The sequence below is a fragment of the Pantoea sp. CTOTU46764 genome (assembly GCF_031974595.1).
Lineage (GTDB): Bacteria > Pseudomonadota > Gammaproteobacteria > Enterobacterales > Enterobacteriaceae > Pantoea > Pantoea trifolii.
In genome coordinates this window covers 1-1,975 of the sequence record NZ_DALYOQ010000066.1, presented here as the reverse complement: position 1 = coordinate 1,975, position 1,975 = coordinate 1, and the positions used below count along the sequence as shown (strand labels likewise).

General features: G+C 56.2%; 2 protein-coding genes. One reads left to right on the top strand and one right to left on the bottom strand.

All coding sequences use genetic code 11. The annotated features are described in order from the left end of the window. Positions 1-29 precede the first annotated feature (29 nt). Positions 30-524, bottom strand: coding sequence for a MarR family transcriptional regulator (locus RTM06_RS18050; protein ID WP_312184028.1), 495 nt, complete (start codon positions 522-524; stop codon positions 30-32). 220 nt (positions 525-744) lie between these two features. Between RTM06_RS18050 and RTM06_RS18045 the strand changes: the two genes are divergently transcribed. Continuing rightward, positions 745-1,896: an MFS transporter gene (locus RTM06_RS18045; RefSeq protein WP_312184026.1), complete on the top strand. Its 1,152-nt coding sequence runs from the start codon at positions 745-747 to the stop codon at positions 1,894-1,896. The last annotated feature ends 79 nt before the right edge of the window (positions 1,897-1,975 follow it).

The window sequence follows — 1,975 nt, the reverse complement described above, 5'->3', positions numbered from 1 at the left end:
CATTATTTGACGCATCAGCAACAGCGTTTTTACTTTTCCGCTTCAGTTGCCACCAATAACTGACTCAGCAAGGTTTTCAACTGTGCTTGCTGCGAGGCATCCAGCGTGGCCAGCAAACTGTTTTGCGTTTGCGTATGCACCAGCAGCGCTTGCTCGATCTTTGCTAAGCCTCCATCGGTGAGCGCCACCAGCATGCTGCGCTTATCCTCGGGATCGGCAACACGCACAATCGAACCCACTTCTTCCAGCCGATTGAGCCGATTGGTCATCGCGCCCGATGTCACCAGCAACGATTTATACAGCTGCGTGGGCGACAAGCGATAGGGGGCGCCTGCGCGTCGCAGCGTCGCCAGCACATCAAATTCGCCGTCGCGAAAACCAAACGGTGCCAGCGCTTCAGCGCGGGTTTTCGCCAGATGTTGCATGATGCGCAGCATACGGCCAAAAACCGTCATTGATGACGCATCCAACTCCGGCATCGCGCTGGCCCATTGTTCAACTACAAAATCGACGTGATCGGTCAAGCGGCTAACTCCTGAGTTTGATGTAAGAAGGTGCGCATGAATGCGCACCCTACGAAAAACGCGCCAATCTTTTGTAGGGTTGCCATTTATGGCGACCGAAAAACGCGGCATTTATGGCGACCATATCTCATCACCATTTGTTGCTTTGTGCGCATGGGCTATTGCTGCTCCGAAAAGTATCTTAACGTTAAGATACTTTTAATGTGCAAGGAGATGCAAAGTGAATCGTACTTTACCTGCGGTTGGGATGTTTGCCTTACTGGTTTTTATTATCGCACTGAATTTACGGCCGATTATGGCGGCGATGGGGCCGCTTTTTACGCTACTGCAGCGCGACGCGCAGCTTAGTGCCATGCAGCTTAGCCTACTCACCACGTTGCCGGTGATCATGATGGGATTAGCGGCGCTGGCGGGTCCGCTATTGTTGCATCGGCTTGGCGAAGTGCGCGGTATCGCTGTTGGATTGTTGTTGCTGGCGCTGGCGAGTATCGCGCGTGGATTCGACCAATCTGCCACAGCGTTGATTACCAGCGCGCTGGTGGCGGGGTGCGGTATCGGATTGATTCAGGCCTTAATGCCAGCGCAGATCAAACGTTACTTCGGTGCGAAAGCGGGCACGCTGATGGCGCTATTCACCACCGGAATTATGGCGGGTGCAGCGATTGCCGCTGCCAGCGCTGCACCGTTGGCCAATGCGCAAGGTTTAGCGTTAACGCTGGCGATTCCGGTGGTGCCCGCAATCATCGCGCTGTTGCTGTGGCTGACGATTTCACGCGGCATCGCGCCGACACACAGCAATCAACCTCCACGCGCCGCTCGCTCAACGCGCGCCTGGCTGTTGATGATCTTCTTTGGTATTGGCACCGGTGCGTACACTCTAGTGCTGGCGTGGCTGCCGCCGTTTTATATGCAGCACGGATGGCGACCGGATCAGAGCGGTTACGTGTTGGGCGCGCTGACGCTGACGGAAGTGGCTGCGGGCTTTATGCTGTCGGCGCTGATCCATCGCTTACGCGATCGCCGCCGCCCGTTGCTGGTGGTGTTAACCCTGATTCTGCTGGGATTGATCAGTTTGCTAACGCTGGGCGGCGCGCAGGCGTGGCTGTCTACATTGCTGCTCGGATTGGGCATCGGCGCGCTGTTCCCGCTCTCGCTGATCGTCACGCTTGATCATGCGCACACGCCGGAAGAAGCGGGCGCATTGCTATCCTTCGTGCAGGGCGGCGGTTATTTGCTGGCGGCGTTGATGCCGCTGGTCGCTGGCATCGTGCGTGACCGCGCCGCCTCGCTCGATAGTGCGTGGATAATCATGAGCGTGGGCATTGTGTTGCTGATGGTGATGGCGCTGCGGTTTAAACCACAGAGAATGTGATAAAACGTGGGGGCAATTTTTTAACGTAGATACCGTCTTGCCAGTTATCTGGCAAGACATATTTCGGCGTCGAACGGGC